1 protein-coding gene is annotated in these 23,908 nt (G+C 35.3%); it reads right to left on the bottom strand.

Annotated elements, in window-relative coordinates; translation table 11 throughout:
* Nucleotides 1-4: 4 nt before the first annotated feature.
* Nucleotides 5-23,908, bottom strand: a complete 23,904-nt coding sequence (locus ACQY63_RS00355; RefSeq protein WP_428244544.1) for a hypothetical protein — start codon at nucleotides 23,906-23,908, stop codon at nucleotides 5-7.

The raw sequence follows: 23,908 nt of genomic DNA, 5'->3' as shown, positions 1-23,908 counted from the left end.
CCCCTTATTCTACTTCCTTTCTTCTCTTTTTACCGAATATCAATAATATTGCACCTGCAAGCATTGCTAATACCATTGGTACTAATGCCCACCAATATTTCATGTCTAAGCCGGTCTGAATCTTATCAGATTTCTCTACTGCGGTAAATCCAAGATAAGCGTTCTTATGATTGTAACCATCAAGCTCATATTTAAGCTTGTAGTAACTCTTAGCCTTTCTTGGAATTGCCAATGTAATTGTTGGAGTAATACCTGTTGTTACCTTGTCCTTAGCACCCTTAGAAGTGTCAGGAGCAAGAATATTAACCTGTTTGCTTCCAAATATTACAAATTCATAATCCTTAGTAAATGAACGTTCATCCGGTTTTTCCATTGTCAAACGATATTCATAAGGTTCATTATTTTCATCAAGAACCGGAAGATTTTCAAATTTGAAGAATCCTCTCTTATCTGTAACAACTTTTCCACCTGGATACTTAACAAACTTGTCATCAGATTTCTTCTTGTATAATAAGTAAACATCTTTGTTTTCAAATTTCTGTTCACCCTTATCAATAATACCATCTGCATTAGCATCTTCAAATACAATACCTGCAATGCTTCCTACTCCGTAAGGAATAATACCTGCATCAAGTGATTCTACTGAGAATCCGTATGAAATATTATAGCCGTCTACGTTGTAATCAGCCGGTGTTGTGTTATCAGCTTTATCTGCTAAAATCATCAATGCCTGTTCTGTTTCCAGATAGCCTGTCTTTTCGTTCAAGTCACTCTTGTTTCCTTCAGCTTCAACATGGAATTTTGTAACTCCATACTGACTTGGGATTTCTGAAACCTTAACACGATATCCGTATACTACCTGTTTCTCATCAACATTTCCGTATAACTCAAGGTTATCGAACTTGTATTTTCCATCCTTGCCAGTCTTCATTGTTACAGGTTCTTCTTCGTCTATCTTAACCCATTTTCCATTGTTAAGATATAACTTTTCAAGTGTAACAGTAACGCCCTTAGCGTATTTCTTTTCATTACTAATTCCATCTCGGTCTTTGTCAACCCATACAAAACCTGAAATTGAGTAAACACGTTTTGCTACGAATCCACCGTTATACTGTTCGCGGTCAATTCCCTTAACAACATCATAACCTTCGATTATGTATGGTGTGTTAGGATTTTCATCATTGTCAGCTTTCTGTGCTAAAACAATACAACCCTTGAATAATTCTTCTCTGCCATCTTCTTTCTTAGTAATTTCGAAAGTATCGCTTCTAAGTGAACTATCCTTATCACCATTGTTCATCTCGTACTTAGTTGTCTGTCTGTCAGATTTGTCAATTACATATACTTTATATCCATACATGTAGTTTGTTCCATCTTCATTAACAAATGTATCAAGATTATCGAACTTATAGTTACCGTCTTTGTCAGTCTTTGTCTTAGCAAAGAATTCAACATCTTCTGTTGTTCCTGTTCCTAACTGACCTGTTGTATTTTCCGGAGCAAGCATCCATTGGCCGTCCTTGTATACAAAACGCTTTAATCCGATTTCTACATTTTCTAACATCTTATCACCATCGTTTATTAAACCATCGTAATTTACGTCATCGAATATAGAACCTGAAATAGCTGCTTTCTTAATTTCAGTGTAGCCACCATTGTGCTTCTTACTATGTTCTGCAAGAATTACGTTGTAACCTTCAACCTTGTAAAGATCATCAATTCCCTTAACATTAGTATCTTCTGTAATCTTGCTTGCGATTACAGTCTTTCCATCAAGCATTTCATTGATTGATGTATCAGCCTTAATAATGTGACCACTTGTAAGCAAGTAACTGTCATCACCGTATCTTGTTACGGCATATCCGTCAGGATCTTTAATTACCCATACTTCATAACCGTATAACTTATTAGATCCTTCTTCTTTCTTGTGTGTGTTCAAATTACTGAACAGGTATCCACCGTTGGCATCTGTTGTTGTAGTGCTTATGAAGTCCTCCTCATGAGTTGGTACCCACTGACCGTCTTCATATACAAACTGTTTAAGTCCAACTTCAAATCCTTCAAAGAACTTGTCGTCTTCGTCAATCTTGCCATCGTAATTTACATCTTCAAAGATTGTACCGCTTATTGAACCTCTCTGTTCTTCAACATAGCCTGCGTTGTAATTCTTATCATGTTCTGCCTTGATTACGTTGTAACCTTCAGCCATGTAAATATCATCAACGCCCTTCTTATCTTCAGCAGTTGTTGCCTTGTGAGCAACTATTGTCTTGCCATCAAGCATTTCATTTAAGCTTGAATCTGCCTTTAATATCTGTCCACTTACAAGTAAGTAACTATCGTCACCGTATCTTGTTACTGCGTAGCCGTCTGGATCTTTTATTACCCAAACTTCATAACCGTATAACTTATTAGTTCCGTTATCCTTCTTGTGAGTATCAAGATTATCGAATGTGTATTCACCATTCTTATTTGTCTTTGTGGTACTGATAAATTTATCATCATGAGTTGGTACCCACTTGCCATCTTCGTATACAAACTGTTTAAGTCCAACTTCAAAGCCTTCAAAATACTTGTCGTCTTTGTCAATCTTACCGTCATAGTTTACATCATCGAATACTGTACCACTTATTGAACCCTTCTGTTCTTTTACATAACCTCCATTGTAGTTCTTAACATCTTCTGCCTTAACTACATTGTAGCCTTCTGCAAAGTAAACATCATCGATTCCTGTAACGTCATCCTCATCTGTAACCTTATGAGCTACTACTGTTTTACCATTAAAGATTTCGTCAAGCTTTGTATCAGCTTTTACAATCTGTCCACTTACAAGTAAGTAACTATCGTCACCGTATCTTGTTACTGCATAGCCGTCTGGATCCTTTATTACCCAAACTTCATAACCGTATAACTTATTAGTTCCGTTATCCTTCTTATGAGTATCAAGATTATCGAATGTATAATTTCCATTCTTATCTGTTGTAGCTTTTGCTATGAAATTACCTTCATTTGTCGGATTCCACTTGCCATCTTCGTATACAAACTGTTTAAGTCCAACTTCAAAGCCTTCAAAATACTTGTCGTCTTTGTCAATCTTACCGTCATAGTTTACATCATCGAATACTGTACCACTTATTGAACCCTTCTGTTCTTTTACATAACCTCCATTGTAGTTCTTAACATCTTCTGCCTTAACTACATTGTAGCCTTCTGCAAAGTAAACATCATCGATTCCTGTAACGTCATCCTTATCTGTAACCTTGTGAGCTACAACTGTCTTACCATCAAAGATTTCGTCAAGCTTTGTATCAGCTTTTACAATCTGTCCACTTATAAGTAGATAACTGTCATCACCATATCTTGTTACGGCGTAGCCGTCTGGATCTTTTATTACCCAAACTTCATAACCGTATAACTTATTAGTTCCGTTATCCTTCTTATGAGTATCAAGATTATCGAATGTATAATTTCCATTCTTATCTGTTGTAGCTTTTGCTATGAAATCACCTTCATTTGTCGGATTCCACTTGCCATCCTCATATACAAACTGTTTAAGTCCAACTTCAAATCCTTCAAAGAACTTGTCGTTTTCATCAATCTTACCATCGTAATTTACATCATCGAATACTGTACCGCTTATTGAGCCTTTTTCTTCTTTGATGTAGCCGGCATCATAATTGCTTGCAACCTCTGCCATAATTACATAGTAGTCATTTACATTATAAGTATTATCAATACCTGTCATGTCATCCTGGTCTGTAATCTTATGAGCTACAACTGTCTTACCGTCAATTATTTCCGGTGTATCTGTGTCATTCTTAAGGATGTGATCGTTAACGAGTAAGAAGCTATCCTTACCATATTTTGTCTTAGCATAACCGCTTGGATCTTTAGTTACCCAAACTTCATAGCCGTATAACTTGTTCTCACCATTTTCGTTTACATAAGTATCAAGATTATCGAATACATAATGACCATCCTTATCTGTTGTTGTCTTAGCAACATACTGACCTTCATTATCTTCTTTCCATTTTCCGTTTTCGTAAATAAAACGTTTTAGACCAATCTCAACACCTTCGAATAATTTTTCATCACTATCAAGTTCACCGTCGTAATCCTCATCATCAAATGCGGTTCCTTCGATTATACCTTTTCGTAATTCTGTATATCCTGCATTGTAATCTTTAAGGTGTGACTCACGTACAACGTCATATCCTTCTACTACATACAAGTCATCTAAACCACCAAGAGTTTCTGAACTTGCTTTTCTTGCAACAACTAACTTGCCATTAAACATTTCATCTAATGAAGTGTTTTTCTTAATAACCTGACTGTTAAGTAATACTGCACTGTCATCAGTTCCGTTATTACTCTGATATCTTGTTATACCGTAACCTACCGGTTTGTTAACAACCCAAACTTCATATCCGTAAATATGTTTGTCTCCGTTGTCTTCAACAAAAGTATCAAGTCCGTTAAACTTATAATTTCCATCTGCATCTGTTACTGTTGTTGCGTAGTAATCATCGTCTCCCTGAGATAATTTCCACTGTCCATTTTCATAAACATATCTCTTTAAGCCAATAGTAATATTTTCGAATTTACCATCATTCTTATCAATGATACCATCTACATTCTTATCATCGAATACACAACCTTCAATGCTACCCTTTGCGTACTTAACAAATCCAAGATTGTAGCCCTTACGTGGAATGCTGATTGTACAATCATAATTTTCCACAATATGAGAACGTTCAGGATCAATGTCTGTAATCTTCTTAGCAATCATTGTGTTTCCGTCCATTAATTCGCCAAGTTCAAGGTTTGGATTCTTATCACCCTTAATAACCTGCATGCTGTTAGCAATTAATGCACTGTCGTCTTTATCGTTATTTGCCTGATAATATGTTGCAGCCAATGTCTGCCCTTCATCGTTTACAGGCATTTCTAATAACCATACTGTGTATCCATAAAGAATTGGATCATCTGTTGTATCTTCATGTGATGGCAATTCTTTAAATGCATAATAGCCATCTGCATCTGTTACTGTTGTAGCGTAATATGTGTCTCCGTTTTCGTTTGGTGCTTCAACCCACTTCTTAGTTGCAACATCATACTTATAACGTTTAACGCCAATATTTACACCACTTAGTAACTTATCCTGTTTTGTTACGTCAGTTTCATCTGTATCGTACTTACCATTGTTATTGTTATCCTCAAATGCAATACCATCAATATATGAAGCGTCCTTGTCATGCGCAACAAGTCCCATATTGTACTGCGTTAAATCTCTTCCAAGTGCAATATCATAATCACCGATTATTGTTGCACTAGCAGGTTCTGTTGATGGTTTTGCTGCTATAACATAGCCATCCATTTCTTCTTTGTCAGTTCCTGCGTATGGGCTGCTTGCAAGAGTCTTGGTTATATCATATTTTCCACCATTCTCTTTGATTAACGCATTACTATTCTTAACGACTCCGTTAGCCTTATGTTTAGTAACATGATACTCATCAGGAATAATATCCACCTGGAGTTTGTATCCAGCAAGGTAATTCTTATTATTAATTGTTACCTGTGTTGGAACTTCGATTTCATATTTTCCGTCTATGCTTGTAGCATCAACTATGTCTGTATATGTAACAGCATTGCCGCTTACAAGATACTGTTTCCACTGACCGTTATCATAGTAGTATGTTGTTGCTGTAACAACCATCTGTTTGTTACCAAGGGCATCCTTAATTTTCTGTGTAAATTCGTCTGCCTTTCCATCATCACTACTATTAATAATTCCATCATAGTTGTAATCTTCAAATACATTACCTGTAATTGTTGATTCCTCGAAAGCATGATATCCTGCATCGAGTTTTTCATAATCCTTAGATGTTACAAGATCATAATATTTATCCTTATAGTCTGTAACATATGCTAATTCATTTACTTTCTTTGCAGCACTGCTTCCATTAACTGTTCCCTGACCGCTAACATTACCACAACTGTCTGCAACGATAATATAGTCATCGTCCTTTGTAAGTTCCTTATTCTTAAGGTCACTACCACGCTGTGTGTCAGGATCATATGTTCCATACAATGTAGGTCCATAGGTTGTATTGTCAGGATCTTCTGCCATATAAACCTTGTATCCTGCAAGATAATACTTGCCGTCTTTATAAACAAATGTATCAAGATTATCTAAGTTATATTCTCCATTACTATCTGTTACTGATACAGGGCTTGTATATGTAGTATCTTCAACCCAGTTTTCAGTTCCACTTGAAACACTGTCAAGATAGAAACGTTTGATAGTAACTTTCTGTCCAACCATACCTAGTTCATTACTATCCATAATTCCATCATAGTTGTCATCCAGCCAAACCTTACCTGATACTGAGCCTTTTTCAAATCTAACCAATCCGGCATCACTTCCATCATGGTCTGTTACCTTGTTTACATCAAAGTAACCAAGGTCATTGTGAATTAAATATTCACTCTGGTTATTAAGAGATGCGTCTCCGTATTCACTCTTAACATCCTTATCCGGTATCTTCTTAGCAGTAATAATGAATTCATCATCTTCATTAAGCATTAATTCATCATCTGAATTCTTCCACAAATCACTATCTACATCTGCTGCTGCATTTCTGTATTTTGTTATGCCATAATGTAAGTCATCAATATTTGTATTAACTCTTACCTTATAACCAACTATACATTCTGTTCCATCTGCCATTGTTGCTGTAGACTTCACATTAGTAAACTTGTATGCACCATCTGCATCTGTATTAGTTGTAGTTGTGTATTCACTAAACTTGCCTGCATCCTTTAAGTCTGCATCCTTAAGTTTCTGCCACTTATTGTTGTAGTATACATATGGAACAAGCTGTAATTCAATATTTTCAATTCCAGGCTCGTCAACTTCGTTGCCGTCGTCATCTGTATACTTATCCTGCTTACCGTTATAATTCTTATCTTCCCAAACAACACCGTCAATTTCAGCATCATCTTTTGTTGTGAAGCCTGCATCGTACTCTGTAATAATAAGTGCATCTGAAATATCATAATCTTTTCCATCTGCTGTAAATTTATAATCATCTAAAGTGCTGTCTGTAGCTTCACCTGCCGGTACAACGATATCATCTGTAAGATATCTGTAGTTGCCTCCTGTAAGTGGTAAATCACTGTCAGATAATCCGTTGTTCATATAGAACTTAGTTGGAATGTATTTCTTACCTAATGTGTCAGAAACCTTATCAACACTACTCATATCTAACTTAACCTTGTATCCACATAAGTATCTGTTATCACCAATCTTATATGAAGTATCAACAATAAATGTATATGATGAGCCCTGACTTTCGACTACATCATCGTCATCATCATTTATTCGAATCCACTTACCATTGTCGTAATAGTATTTCTCAAGTACCAACTTAATTCCGTCAATACCCGGTTCTGAAACAAGTAATCCATTTTCATCAATGTACTCATTTCTAATACCATCGTAGTTTTGGTCTTCAAATATGTATTTACCAATAGCACCAACACCTGCCGGTACATAACCGAATCCTAATCTATCGTATGAACCATATCTACCATCTACACAATTTCCCATATCGTAGTCATCTGACTTTGGAAGAACTGAGAATATGTTAGTTGTATTCTTATTAAGATTCTTGTTGTATAGTAAATCATTATCCTTCTCATATTGAAGAGCCTTGGTACTTAATGTTACTGGTGATGGTTTGAGTATGTCATCAATCTTACCTGTGTCAGCAATAGCTATGTAGCTTCTGTATGGATATAACGTTGTACTGAAATATCCATTACTGTCTGTACAAATAGTTGTCTTATTCTTAGTGCTTATCTCGTTACCATTCTTATCATATGCCGGTACCATTGTACCATCGGTCTTAACTTCATAAATATAAATATCTACATTTTTAAGTCTCTTTTCTGCATCAGCCATCTTACCGTCAATGCTGTCTGTAATTGTCTTTCCAGCAGCATCATACTGAATATCCATCCATGAATATCCACCGTATTCAAATGATGGGGCAACACCTAAATCATAAGATGTCATCTTTTCATCATAATCCTGATAAGTTGACTCATCTGTACCAATAGCATCAATTTGAATTGCATCTTTTGTCTGGATAGTTAATGATTCAACCTTTGCACTATCACTTGGTTCATCACCTTTGCCTGTTGCTCCTAAATCTGGAAGGGTATCATTTGCCTCTCCTGGACGGTATACGTCAACAGATGTACCTGTAACACCTATACTTCTAGTTGTAAGAGCATATTGATTGTATTTACTATCCTTAGGGAATGTATAACGTAATTTATATTTTCCCGGTTTAATATTTGAAATAATGAAATATCCATCATTACCATAAACATCTTTTTCTGTTGTATACGACATTGGTCCGTATGTTGTATAAATTGATGAACCCATAGTATCTGTTTTAATCTTACCTGTGCTTTCGTCAATTACACAATACTTGCCGTCTTTTTCTACAACAGCTTCACCTAAACGGTTTACTGGATATCCGTTTTCTGTAAGAAGTTCAACTTTAACTCCGTTAATACCCGGATCATCAATTTCACCGTCATAATCTAAGTCTTTTGTCTTCTTCTCAAGTAACCATCTACCCTTACCTTCACGCTGGTAATAATCTGCTTCGTCTGTAAACTTAGCATTATAGCTTTCATCTAACCAAACATAATGTCCGATATAACCTCTGTCAGATGGAGCTGTTAAGCAAACACCTGCATTTGGTGATTCTGTAACCTTGTCATCTCCTGACTGAGCTGTGAAACTATTCCAACTATCTGAATCTGCTGTATCCTGTAAGATTGTTTCTGATTCTTCAGAAATACAATTCTTGCTTAATGGAAGGTTAAGTGGTGCCTTCAAGTCATATGATAAAGACAACTTAGCCTTTGTACTTAAATAGTAATCATCTGTAGGCTCTACATAAATTGCCTGTGCATGTTTTTGAAGTTCCTCAAACTTCTCAGGATCAGATGTCTTTAACTTAAGTAAATCTGATAACCTTACAAAATACCTCTTCTTTTTATTAATAGCAGAAGTTGTTTTACCTCTGATTGATTTATAGAAATCAACTGATGATGTTTGTTCCAAAGTTGGTAAATCTGATATATCAGTCTTTTCTATAGTATTTCCATTGTACTTAAATGGTCCTATCCAAACATTTACATCGTTTCCATCTGTCATTATACTTGACGAGCCATTTGCAACTGCTTCAATCTTAATTGATCCAAGATTTAACCAACCACGCCAGTCAGTTCCTCTTGATGTAGAGAAGCCTGTAGGTGCATACAATTGCGTATCGCCTACAAATGGAAGTACATCATATATAATCGGTTGCCTATACCCCTTCTTACCTAATACCGGTTCTGGGTTATAGATAGATGATGTAAAGCTGTACTTCGTACCTTCAGGAACAAGTGCCGGTCTGTCAGCTCCGGTTCCCTTTTCAGACATACCGTAACCATATTCAGAGAAAGCTCTCTTGTTTCGGTTAAATGCCTGTGTACCTGCGAAACCTACGTTATTTACAGATACAGTAATTGTATTTTCAATATTGCTTTTACCATTATCGTTAACATCACGAGTGTCAATTTCATATGCATAATTCTTAACGTTCTGTGATACAGGAATTGATGGTTCAAATGCACCTGACTTAAATCCGTAACCTTTTGAGCTTAATAACTCTGACTCAACCATTGTATTTTCATCAGTAGCTACAGGTAACATATAGTCAATTACCATTCTCTGACCCGGTTCAAGCTGTCCATCTGCTGTCCATCTTATAAATCTTCTCTGTCTCTCATACTTAATTCCGGCAATCTTTTCATACATATTCATTGATACTGAAGATATCTTACATTTGTCTTTGCTAACAACATTGCCGTCTTTATCTTCAACATGCCATGACCAAACTGCCTGTGAGTCATCGAATGTTTCCGGTGACTTAAAGGTTGGAGCTAAGGAATTCTTCCATTCATCACTACCATACTCTACTTCATGGAAGTATTTGTATACCAAAGGATCCTCTGATTCTACTGCTGAACTTAAGTTTTGAATAACTGGTAACAATGCAACAACCTGTGGGTTAGATGCATAGTCTTCTTCAACCTCACCAACATCTGTTTTTGCGATTTCCTCATTATCCAAGTTCTTTAATTCAATGCTGTACTTAAGCATATTAGATGAATTGTTAATTGTTATGTCGTTACTCCATCCAAACTCAATGTCATTTGTATCTTTGTTTCTTGAAACCATGAAGTATTGATTCTTCATATCAATTTCCATTACCGGAAGTTCTTTTGCTATATAATATCCTGCTCTTGAGCGTTCAGAATCTGCACACAACTGTGTATCATCATATTTAGCCCAACCTGTAGCTAAATGATTTACATGTCTTCTGGTTTCACTTAAGTGGCTTGCAGTCATCATAACAAAGGCTGCATTACCAATTTTGTTCTCGTCATCATATTCATCCTGATCGTTAGCTGTTGATACAACTGACTCTGGAAGTGGATCTAAATTGTTATGTTCAGGATCAACATCATTCATTTCCTGCTTACCATCTGTATCCGAATCAGCATCAATGTCTAATCTAAATCCCTTAGGAACAACATATTCATCTTCATCAGAAGAAATAATATAACGTACCTGATATATTCTCTTACCTAAAGAAGTTCTATTACCATAAAGTTTCTCAGATAATTTTCTAATATCAATAATTGTGTTTTTGTCGATGCTAACTCCTTTATCTGAAGTCCCAGCAATCTTTTCATTATACAACTGAGTTAAGTTCAACCACTCACCTGCATTACTGTTCTTAACATCCTGATAAGTTGCACCATCTGCTGCATCATCTACATTATCATTACATAATGCAAGTACCTGTACTTTCAGGTTCTTCTTTAGTGCTTCTCTGTATGCTTCATCGCCACAGTTTTCAGGAATTTCCCAAACACCTGTACCTATAGCATATATCTGTTTTGATATACTATCTTCATTTACAGGTGCTTCTTCCTTAGTTGCTAAGAAAGTTGATCTAAATGGTATACGCCAATCTACTATGAACTCTCTTACAGCACTACCTTCATTTACAGCCTGATCCATATATACAGACAGTCGAACTGAGCTCTTTACTATTGGATCATCAATTGTTCTATGTGAACCACCTAATATATCAGGGTTATCCACTTCTCTACGCTGAACTGATGTATCAAGTCGTATTGTTGAATGTGGTTTTAATAATGTTACAATAGCTGATTCATCTTTTGCGTATTTATCAGAATAATCGCCATCACTATCATAATCAACTTCGTTATCCTTATCATCCGTAGCTTCTCTTTCATATAAGATACCGCCATCATCTAAATCAGTTAATGCATCAAAACCACCATCCGGATTTGTATCTTTTAAGTAGTATCCATCTGCATCATCAAAAGTTACATAACCATCAGCCTTAAATTTATTATCCCATACGGAATCATTCTTCCAAGCTTCATCTGATGTTTCTATTTCTGAATCATCAAGAACATTGTTTCGTACCTGTGTTTTAACACCTACTACCAACGTATCTTTGTATGCAAAGTAACCTGGTAAATGTTTTCCATGTACATAATCACTATAAATTGGCAATTCATCTGTATCTTCATAATCTCCAGCTGTACATACCTCAAATGTAATAACCTGTTCCTTATTGTCATTGTAGTGTTTATCTACAACTTTCAATTCATAACCATGTTTTTCAGCTTCGTCAATATTCATCTTAACAACGGTGCCATCAGCCTTCTTGTATATAAGATATACTGCGTCGCCTTTTAACGGTACTGCTTTTACAATAGATGGTAATACTACTGTAACCTTCATCTTAGCATGAGAAATATTTCCTTGATAATAATATTCATCATCTTTTACTTTGTCTGCGCCATTTACAACTTTTACATTGTAATAAAGGTCATCCATGTACTGTACAGGTTCATCTTCTGAAGGATAATACTCATAAATATCATCCTGCCATTCAGGTGAACGTGCTCCTAAATTGTCAACCGCATCCGCTGCATTTTTAGAAACAAACGTCTTATTTTCAATAACCGGATATTTTACCCTAATTCTATTCGATGTCATAACACCTGCATTTGAATCTACACATCCATTATCTAAGTCTGTACCTTTATCTTCTGAACGCAAGTAAACGTTTTGTCTTAATTCCGGATAATCTTCAAGACTTAATTGGTCTCCATTTATTTCCTGAATCTGATTATCTTTCTCATAGTATCGTTTATTACCTAACTGATCTGTTGCATCAATTGCTGAATCACTACCAAGATTACTTGCTGTTGGTACCTTTGGTAACACTGCCTTAGGTGTACCTGACGGCATATCATTGTAATCTCTGTTTGTTTCTGCAATATCAAGTCTTGAATCTTTTAATGTACCTGTCCAGTGATATCTGTCCTGCTTATTGTATTTATATACATATGAGTCAACAACTTCATTACCTACATAGTAAGAATTTTCCATTCCTGTTGATTCAGCAACCTGCTTGTTTTCAACATCTGAATCAATCTTAAACTTGAAGTTATTCATTTCACTGGAAATGAAAGTTCTATTTGACTGATATTGTTCTCCTAGTCTTTTGTCCTTTGTTCCATCTTTAGTATTTAGATCAGGATTATCTGCTGTAAAGAACTTAAATGAAAATACTCTTGATGATTCTGAATCAATCTTAGCCTTCTTCTCATTTCTGATGCTTACTTTTTCCTTCTGCTTAAAGGTTATCTTGTATCTTCCTTCCAGAGTACCATCTTCACCTTCTAATTGAATGTATTCAACAGTAGCTTCGTAAAGTTCCTGTTCTTCCTGATATTCTTTTAAGGTATCTAAGTCTGCGCCGTTATAATCTGCACCTCTTAAGGTCCAGTCTAACTTCTTCTTAGCATTTTCCTTATTATCAGTAGTAAACAGATTTCCATCTGTATCTTTTGGTACTATACCTGCCGGTAAAATATTTGTAACTACAGGATGATATAGCGTTCCCATATTTCCACCGTCTGTTGCATAAGTATGTCTTACCTTAAATGTCTGATACGTTGTGTAATTCAGCAACCACTCTGGTGCTAAAGTATTAAGCCAGTATTTATTTTCAACATGAATGTTCAATGTTGATGTTTCACCTTGCGGATCAACATAATAATCTTGTGACTTGCTACCATTAATATTATCTTCACCAACTGTAGTCCAAGTTCTTATCATTGGTTTTCTCATATGAGCACGGGTTCCTGTACTTGCATAAGTATTACGAACACCGCTTGAGAAAACTTTTCTATCCTCTACACTAGCGGATGCTGCACTGTCTGCATCTTTTCCCTGACTTGACACCTCCCGGTTCGTAATATTCATACCGTTAATGTAAGGTGTGTTTGGGGAACCGTTAAGGAAATAGTAGTTACTATCTCTGTGATGGTCATCATGTACATAGTATGTATTCCACATAAAGTCCATTCCATATTTTTGTGTACTTACCGGTTTTGGCATGTCTGTCAAATAATTATTTCCCCAAAGTGAAGTTGTATCATAAACCTGATAGTAAAGATCCTTAGTTGTATCAACAGGTTTAACCATTACTTCGTCGTACCAATATTCATTCTTAGGTGTAGCATACACATGAGATGGAATATTTACATACATTGCATAACCTGTTTCATCACCTCTATTAAACCATTTTTTAAGTGGCTTAGTTATTGTTATTCTAAGAACCCAAGAAGTATGTTCATCTTCATTATAATAAGCATCTTTATTTTCATAACTGTCACCACTATTATTCATAGTTGATGTACTAAGAAGTGGATCTCTCATAATGTTTGGTGTTAAGTAACCTTGCTTATTGTTTGGACTTTGAATTACTTCTACCTTAACATCATTTTCAATATCAATATCACTATATACAGGATTCTTACTTGTTCCACTGCTTAAAATTTCAGCCTTTAATTCACTAAAATCAGGATTACCGTCCTTGTCTAATTTAGGCTCTATACCCTGTGGCATTACATATGTAAACTCGAGACCACTTTCAATGTCCCAATCACCGTAGTTATATGCTCCAATACGTGTTGTGAAGTCCTGATCATATTCCAATGTTGTAATGGTATCATCATTTAAATTTCTTATATAATCATTAAGCTGGTTGTGATCCGAACTATAATACCATTTATAAGCTGTATAATGATCATCCCACTGTCCGTTACTATAGTTTGTTGGCAAATACTCCTGTGATTTCAAGTAATCATCATCACCAATCATCTGTGAACTTGCCAGCAACCACGCTGTCTGCAGATGAAGTCTTGATTCTGTCCAAATAACCGCATCTTCATGATTTCCCTGCCAGTTCCTGTCTCGCACTCGCAGTACCATAAGCTTATTATAGTAATCTCTGGAGTAACCAGTAACTGAACCATTTCTATAGTTTTCACTTACAGGAAGTTGATTGTATTTACCTGTTGTACGTGTTGGATCATAATATGTCATCTGCTGATTATTAGCAGTACGCATATCCTGATCTTTAAGATAGCCGTTGTTTCCATATTCGTCATAACCGTAATCTGTAGACGTTTCATTTGACCCAGGCATATAGGTAATAGATTCCTTCAAATATTCATACTTGTCAATGTTCTTATTTCTTGTACCACTAACACCTACATCATGATAGAGATAGTTCATGTCCATCATATCATTTTGATTAGCAAATCGTGTGCTTAATGAACCAATAGTCCCAATATATGGATATGAATAACTATATGACCAGTAGAAGTTCTGCCACTGGTAATACTCACCCATCTTTGGATAGTAATCCACATAAGTTTTCTGAGTACCATCTTCATTATTACGTGTTGTATAAGCTAAAGGCAAATCTTCTTTTCTGATTTCTGCCTCATAATACACTTCTAATGTTTCACCAATTTCTAAGCGTGAACCATCATCAAACTGTATCTGATATACGTTAAAGTCAATTGATGTTGTGTCTGTGTTTTTCTTAGTTCCATTAAATATCAGATCTGTGTATGCATGACCGCTACCTGTATTAGAAGCTCCGTCATTATAATTCTTTGTAGTAACAAAATCTCCACCATAGTCTGCTGCATCACTGAATTTTGTTTTCGTAATAGTATACTTTGGTATTTCCGAATCATCTTTCAATGTACCATCTGCATTATACCATTTTATCTTAATCTTATTTGCATCAAGACCTGAAGTAGTAATGTATTCAGGAATCTTGTCAAACAATGCAGGATTCAATAATGCACCCTGGGGATCAGTTTGTCCTCTCTTATTGTTAATTACAGTTGTCTTATACCAAACTTTGTCACCAGGTCGATAACCTTTTATCTGTTCAGCATTAGCATTGTATTTAACTGCTGCGTCATCAGAATTTTTAAATATTTGTGTGTGAACTGTAAGTATTGGTCTTTCTCTTGTAATTACCGCTGTTGTACTTCCGTATATTGTTGCTGTAGAAGTATCTTCATATTTAGTATCTGTTGTTGTTTGATTTTCATCAGTGTTGCTAATGTCTTCATCATGTATATGTTCAAACGCACAACTTGCTGATACTCCTATAGTGAACTTGTCACTGGCAGTTGTGTTTTGCTTCTCAGCAGCATTTCTAGTGTCACGATATCTACCAATACCATGAAGTTCGAATGGCTTATCTGCTGTAGCAAATGTAATTTCTTCTGCCGGTACATCATAATATGTCCATCTAATAGATACTGCATCCTTTAATAAGAAGTAACCTGCATCTATCTGAGCTTGTGTGATTGTATCACCTGTTAATACTTTATCAGCCTCTACCCATTGAGATGTATACTGTTTATCTGTATAAATACCAACATCTGTTCCTATTGTCTTACCTGATAAATCCTTGTAGAAACAATATTCAACCTTAGCCTTCTTAGTTCCTGTAGAATCCATCTTTTCAGGATAAGCAAATTCCGGTTTTTCTGTTAAATCAAATCCCTTAAACCATCTACCATCATTTCTGCTATTAGTTAAGAAAGATGTTGTATATGTAATAGATGATAATTTATGTATTGTGCTATTAGTTACAGCTCCCTTATTTGGGCCATACAACTTAGCAATCATAGGTCTTTCATCTATGTGTGGATTTGTATCTTCATTTCTACCCGGTGTCTCATATCCGTCAACATATACTAATTTAGGTGTCAATGAGCTATTGTAATAAGTTATGTCACTCTTAATAGTTCCAACATAAGAACTTTCATTATTATAGAAAGAACCATAATAGCCACTTTGACCATATAATCTGCCATATGTTACATTATCCCCACTATCATTGTAATATAATGCATGCTGTGAATATGTATGTTTTGGATGTGTAGTAACATATACATTTTGTACAATATTCTTACCTTCAAACGGTTTTACTTCCTGTGTTAATTCGGTTATGACAACAATCTTAATATTTTTACCTTTAGTTATTTGATTGTATTTTTCATCTTTTGTTAAATCACCATATGAAATGTTTAACTGTTTGTAATTTGTATCTGTATTATCACTTGCCTTATAGTAACGCTTGTCCTTAACTATACTTACTGTGTTGCTTCCACTGGTTGCCTGTGCAGTGATATCTTCATTTCCTATATCAGAGTCATTCTCTAATATGTACCAACCAATAATTCGCTGACCATTTGGTACAATGAATCTTACATCAGGATGATATACAGGAATTGCTGAATCATCTGATGCTCCCAAACTAATCTGGTACTCAATAAAGTCATCAGGTAATAATTGATTTTTATTTAATGCTACTTTAGTTTTACCATCAATGTCGTAAGCGAATGAATTTGTACTATCTGAAATTTTTGTTTCACGTTTCATTGAAACTTCAAATGTACTTACAAGGTTCTTTACAACATATTCTGTGTATGTACTTGTGCCTGTAACATATCCTGACCATCCCCATGCATCAGGTTCCTGTGTTGTAAAGGTTGAGCTTACATAGTTACGTGCATGTGGCCAACTTGTTGTAAAGCTATCAGGACTATTAATTATTGTTGGTGTTGAATCATATGTCCATGCATTAGCTTCAATGTCATCCTTATTTCTGTCAACATAAACACCATCATAAGAGAATGTGTTTTGAGCATTAGCTAATGTAACGTCAGCCAAATTCTCTTTGTTAACATTTAAGAAATCACCACCATCTAATATAACTTCTCCTACACCTTTGAACTTAATTACAAATGAATCTACAAATTCTTTATAATACTGTGAACTGTCTTTCTTTGTATTATTAGGTGTAATCTTTGTTAATGTATTAACACGATCTCTAACATATTCATTTACATCAAATACATACTGCTTATTTTCACTGTCATAGCTAAAATAATTATGTTCAGTATCTGTAAGCAATGCTTTCAATTGTGCCAATGTGTATGTAGTGTCACCTATCTTTAAGTAATCTACATTAAACCAATCACCAGTTATAAACGCCTCTGGTATATAAATATGTTTAAGACGATAGGTTGAGTCCATACTATTCGTAACAGTGGCACTATCTATTTCTGCGGATCTTCCAGATTCACTATTTGTATCCTGACGGTTCCAAACTTTAATATTAAATTTAGCAAGATTAGGTGTCTTGTTGTCACTCTGATAGTCATATATAGTATTGCTTTTATTTCCTACTGAAATATTAACACCCGCCTGGAACGGTATTCTATAGGATGTAATCAAAGCACTGTCATTATTAGAAGTATATGGTTTTGTGCTTTCCTGCATATAGTTGTCGCACTTCATATTGTTCCAATCATTAAGTGTGCCTGATGTTTTAATATTATCATCAGTAATTCTATATATGTCACCACCAACATATATATCAGGTAAAGTGTCTACTCCATGATTGTGTGAATCAAGCAAATCCTCCATATCCTTCAACTCTGCTGCATAGTCAACATCACCGCCTAAATCTTTTAGGTGAATTTCATATTTTGTAATATATTCATCATCACCTAATACGATAGAACCTGCTGTATTTCCTGTAACCTGTGATGAGCTACTGCTTTGTGGATACACTACAGGTATTTCATAAAATGTTCTACTTGCTGTAGTATGTACCTTATGTTGATCACTTCCCTCAACCCGTCTATTATTATTGGTTGTGTTTTCTTTTTCAATATCTTTCCCCTGTATAGTAATTGTATCCGTTATGTTAGTATCAGTCACATTGCCATCTGTATCTAGTGTTGATTTCTTCTTATATACAACCACCTTGTCAATATATTGTTGTAAATCTTCTGAAATAAGAATCTTCTTTGCTAAGAAACCATAATAGTTTGAATCACTATCAGGTCTAACGTACGGTAACGTATCTGTTAATACAACTTTATCAGTAAAGGAATGTTTTCCTGTCCAGTTGTAAGGGTCATTATAAATCGAATAGTCATCTGAATGACCTGTTGACCTATGTTCATCCATACAATCTTGTGATGCTCCATACGGAGTTTGCACAAAACTAACTGAGTATTCATTGTATAATGAGAACTTAGCTTTTCTGTCCGTCTTGGTCTTTGGTGTTTCATGTACACCTTTCACAATACTGTTCTTTTCCGGATGTACATAAACCTTTGCTGTAGTAAACAAATGTCCCGATTTATAAGCTGCATAATTATGTACACCATATGACATACATGTTTTGTAATAATCTTGCCATGACCAAAGCGAACGATAAGCTGCATTTGCCGCATCAATACGGTTAACTATGCCATTTCCGCCTGCCAAATCTGACGAAGCAATGTTAGTATTATTCATTCCATTTGGCTTTCCTTCATCAGTTCTCTTCTTTGCCTGAGAAAACTGACGTTCAGTATAACCGCCAATATCCATCTTTGTGCTTGCTGTAGCATCAGCCACACCTGATTTAAAGAAACGACCCGTTATCTCAAACATATACTTAGTCTTTTCATCATTAAAATTATACCAAGTACCATAGTCTGCATTTTTAGCAACTGTTTCACCATTCTTCTCTTCAGAAGCATCTCTGTTAATTTTTAGAGCAATGACAATTTTGTCTACAGCCTTATCTGTCTTATAGTCAATCTTAGGACTTCTATATATACCATATTCATCGCCCAATTTACAAAGATTTAATCTATAATAAGAATCCTTTCCATTAGTTCCTGTGATTTTTTCTATAGAATCTTTCCAGTCGGACTCTTTTACTGTAGTCCAAGTATCATTATCGTCACCTTCACGATGAATTTTTATTTCCTTAATATAGTCATATGCATATGGATGCACCTTTAAATAATATGCTTCAAATGAATTCGATGGCAAATTAACCGTCATTTCAACATCTACTGCTGTGTTCATTGACTGTGTATACACATAATCATTCGGAGTACACTTTGCATTAGATGTATTTGGTACCATATCATACAATTCCTGATGATTTGCATCATTGGGATAATTGCTTCCCGAATTCAAATATTGTCTAAAGTCTAATAAATATGAACCTATTGCTTTATAACCAATATCTAATTCATCATTATCTGGATATTCATCAGTCCATCCATAATGAGAGTGCTCCAATCGCATATGCTCATATGAATCACTCACTGAGTCAAAACGTTTACCATTATCGTTATTGTCTTTATATCCTGCAACCATTGTTGTATCAAAATACATTTTACTAACTAATGCCTTTGCAGTATCACGTGTTGTAAATATATAGTCATCACCACTGTCTCTGAATTCAGATAAGTAGTTCTTTCCATTAACTTCCATTTCATTCCAAGAATTAATCTTAGAATCTAAATAACCGTATAATGTAACTCTGTGTTTTTCATCAGCTGGTGCTTCTCTTGTGGCTCTGAAGCCCTTGCCTGTAATAATCACTTTCTTAAGATTCTTGATATTCATACCGAACTCAGTATATATCTTCTGTTCATCTATATAAATATCTCCGTCTACAACCACACCTTCAATTACACTCTGACCGTCTTCAGATATTAACTTGCCGTTTTTATAGTCTATATTAAAGACTTTTCCCTGGTCGCTATCTGCATCATATAATGTAAGCTTTTCTAACTTTTCGTACTGACCTACTAATTCTTTACTAATTCTAATTCCTGTAGTGTGGAATCCTGTGTTGGCTTCATCACCCTGTTTGTTGTCATTAACAGGCAAGTCAATAATAACATCAAAGTCATCTAATTTTGATCTGCATATATTTCCTATATCAATTGTATAGATGAAATCTCTGTCATATGGTATACCTAACCACTTATCAGTTTTATCTCTATTATCTGCATCAGTTTTTGTTGTTCCATCTAAATCATAGTAATGAACATCTGCATGTATTTCCGCATATGGTTCCTGAATGTATAAACGATTTGTTAAATCTACAATGCTCTTTGTATCTGCCTCCAACTGCATTGTCTTATCATCAGGTGTGAAGTTCATAACAGCATCAAGATTATTGAACCATTCTGTTCTACCATCAATTTGAATTTCCATCTCAGGAGTATCTTCGTCCTTGCCTCCTAAGAAGTTATTCAAATCAATAACCATATACTTCAAATATTCAATCTGAGTATAATCTTTCAACTCAATTGTAATTGTTCCATCCTGTGATACAGTCATGCTGTCAAATGGAATAGTAACATCTGCATTGTCTGCACTTGGATCTTTGTCCCAATTCCAGAATCTAATCTGTTTAATGTCTGCCACATTTTTGAAGTTCTTAATAGTAATTGTTTTTGTTAAGAAGCCTCTTACATCATTAGACTTTGTTTTACTTCCAACACTACTTGATAAGTCAATTGAAATTTTTGCTTCTTCTGAATATGATGGTGTTGCATTACTAACAAAGAATTTGTAACCAGCATTGTCAATTCCCTTTGGAACTTCAATCTGATTAATCTTATCCTGTTCCTCAGCTCCACTTGCCTTGTTTTCATCTGACTCAATATGCTGTCCGTTTTCAATATAATCCTGACCATAACTTATGCCTTTAATAACAGGATTAATATTTCTAACGATTAGTGTTGCTTCATCTTCAGCACTTACATTCAAATCCTCATCTTTATATTTAGTTGTAAATGTACCTTTGACTATTGTGCAGTCATACTTTTCTTCCTCAGGTATGTCCTGATCATCTTTTTTATTGTCATCTTTTTTATCGTCATCTTTTGATGTATCTTTCTCTACCTTAGGTGAAACTAAATTTGCAATTCCTTCTAATAATATGTAAACATCTTCGTTATCCTGAGTTATTTCTATTTTGTCTAAAAAGCTCTTCATGTCTACAGTAACATTAATAAGTTCGCCTTTATCTTTCCAGACGCTTTTATCTATATAGTAATTTCCGTCTGCATCTTTACTCAAATCAGATACCTTTAATGTAATGTCAGGATTTGTGTCTGCACTTGTGTGAAGTATTATAGAAGATATCTTCGCCACTTTATCTACTAATCTCTTCGACAAAATAACCTTGTCTGTAATAAAGCCCTTTACCTTTCCAGCTTTATCATTGTATTTTGCCAGCTCACCAGAATCAAACTGTCCTGGCATAATCTTTGAAACACTGTCGTTACCTAACTGATAATAAATACCATAGCCTTTTGTGTTAACAGGTACTTCCATAGGATCTTTTTTCTCATATCCTGTATCAGTTTTCTTAACAACTTTTGTATTAATCTTAGGATCAGCAACTATTGCCTGAATGGACGCTGTAGATTTATCTAATTCTTTTAAATCTTTTTTGTATCCATCCTCACCTTCTTCTGAACGTTTGCTTGGATCACCAACCCATCTTTCATAAGAAGTAACTAAGTCGTTTGGATATTTTTTACCTTTACTTACAACACCATTGATTGCCACTCGACCATCAAAGCTTTCTCCTGCTTCAATACGTTTTTTGAATTTCAGTCGGAAGTGATAGTTATATACACACTTCTTACCTGTTGCTTCAACCTTCTGTATATAGTCATCAATTAAGTTTCCTAACTGTAAGCTCCAAGCTTTGTGTGTTGAGTCTGTCAAATCCGCATCTGGTTCCATTTTACCTAAAGTAACATACTCTGACTTTGGATCTCCTGTACCGTTAAGATTATCATAAGTTAGGAATTCAAACTGAACTGTATTATCCTCATCAAACCAATCTGCAAGTTTCGGTTCGTCCTTGTCAGCATCTACATTGAATATTGCAGATATTTTGTTTAGTTCAAAATCTTTATCAATGGAGTCAGTTGCCATTGCATTGAACACCGGTATATTTCCTGTATTTTGAAAATGTCCAAGATAGTAATCTACGGTATCATTAATAGCAACTTCTTTTTCGTCTTTTTCAACCTCCTGTTCTACACCGTTTACTTCTTCCGTTTCTGTAACAAATTTCTTGCCTTGGAAGTCATCAACTGGTGCTATAAATCCCCAATTAACATTTTGACTAACTTTTGTCCAAGTATATCCCTCACCAAAAGTTATAGTGTTATATACCTTAATTGGAATTCTAGATAATTTATCAATAGGTATATCTGTGCTCATAGGAAGTGATACATAGAATGTACGATGATCATATCCTGATGAATCTTCATGCTTGTTTACTCCGGCTTCACTGTAAACCTTACCATTTTTTTCAAAATAGATACCTCCATCTTTTTTGAAATAATATGGCATTGACTTTAACTCATTTCCCTTATCATCTATGATGTTAGTGAAATTAGTCATATCCCATTTTTCCATCGCAGCCTGACCTGATTCAGTAGACTCTAGTTCAGTAACATCATAAATCATGATGCCACCCTTGCCGGGAACACCTACCATAAGTTCATTAGCGTTTTCCCAATTGTCCCATTTATCATTAGCAGTCGGTGAGCCGTTGTTGTACAGGAACTTTGCTGCATTCTCTACATGAAGTCCGCTTTCCCATCCGTCTACGGCTTCAAAATCCGTCGGTGCTTTAATTTGGAAGTTGGAAGAATCATAACAGGAATCCGTATCCTTAGATGTATTTTTTATTGTAATTTTATAAGTTACATAATTGTATCTATCCCAAAGAACATTCTTAGGTGCAACTCCTACGATACTTGTTGTCCACTCTAAGTTACTACAAATCATAGTAAATATAGCAGCAGTATCTGTTACTGTAGTTGCATCCTTTTCGTAACCATCATATATATTTCCACTATAGTCTCTATAGGTTGCATAACCGCCACCCAGCTTAACTATACTCGCTGAGTTTTCAGGCATATTTCCTTCAAACCACAAGTTCACAGGCAGTACCGCCTGTTTTCCTGCAACAACATTACCTGTATTTTTAACCCTTACCTTAGTTCCCCAATAATGTTTGTCCTGAGTATAATCCCAATCTAATGGTGTGTCAGATGTAAACTCTGCCATAACCCTTATAAGACTTTTATCATTTTTAAAATCTTCATCAGTTAGCTTTGCGGCCTCCTCTGATGGAATGAGTGTAAGCTTGTCATTTACAATACGAAATACCGGTAATTCCAATTCAAAGTACATTCCTGAAGCTCTACCGTTACCATTCAGGTTTCCTACAAGGTTTACCTTAATATGATTCTCATATCCACGTCCTAACAACGCTTTGTTCTTACCTTGCAGACTATCCGATACTTCATTGTCTCCATTCGTATTATCCTTATCTGCGTTAATACTACTACCACCTGACTGGTACACCATTGAGAATTCAATTCCCGGTGTCTCCCCATTACCATTGTTGGAAGCAGCGTATGTGATTGGTGTGGATTGTCCAAACATGGATGTTATCATTGACAATACCAATAGCCAACCTGTTATTCGTCTCACTATCTGTTTCAT

It is taken from the genome of Eubacterium sp. Marseille-QA0814, assembly GCF_965119675.1.
In the GTDB taxonomy this organism is placed as follows: domain Bacteria; phylum Bacillota; class Clostridia; order Lachnospirales; family Lachnospiraceae; genus Eubacterium_G.
This window is presented reverse-complemented; position numbering and strand designations above follow the sequence as displayed.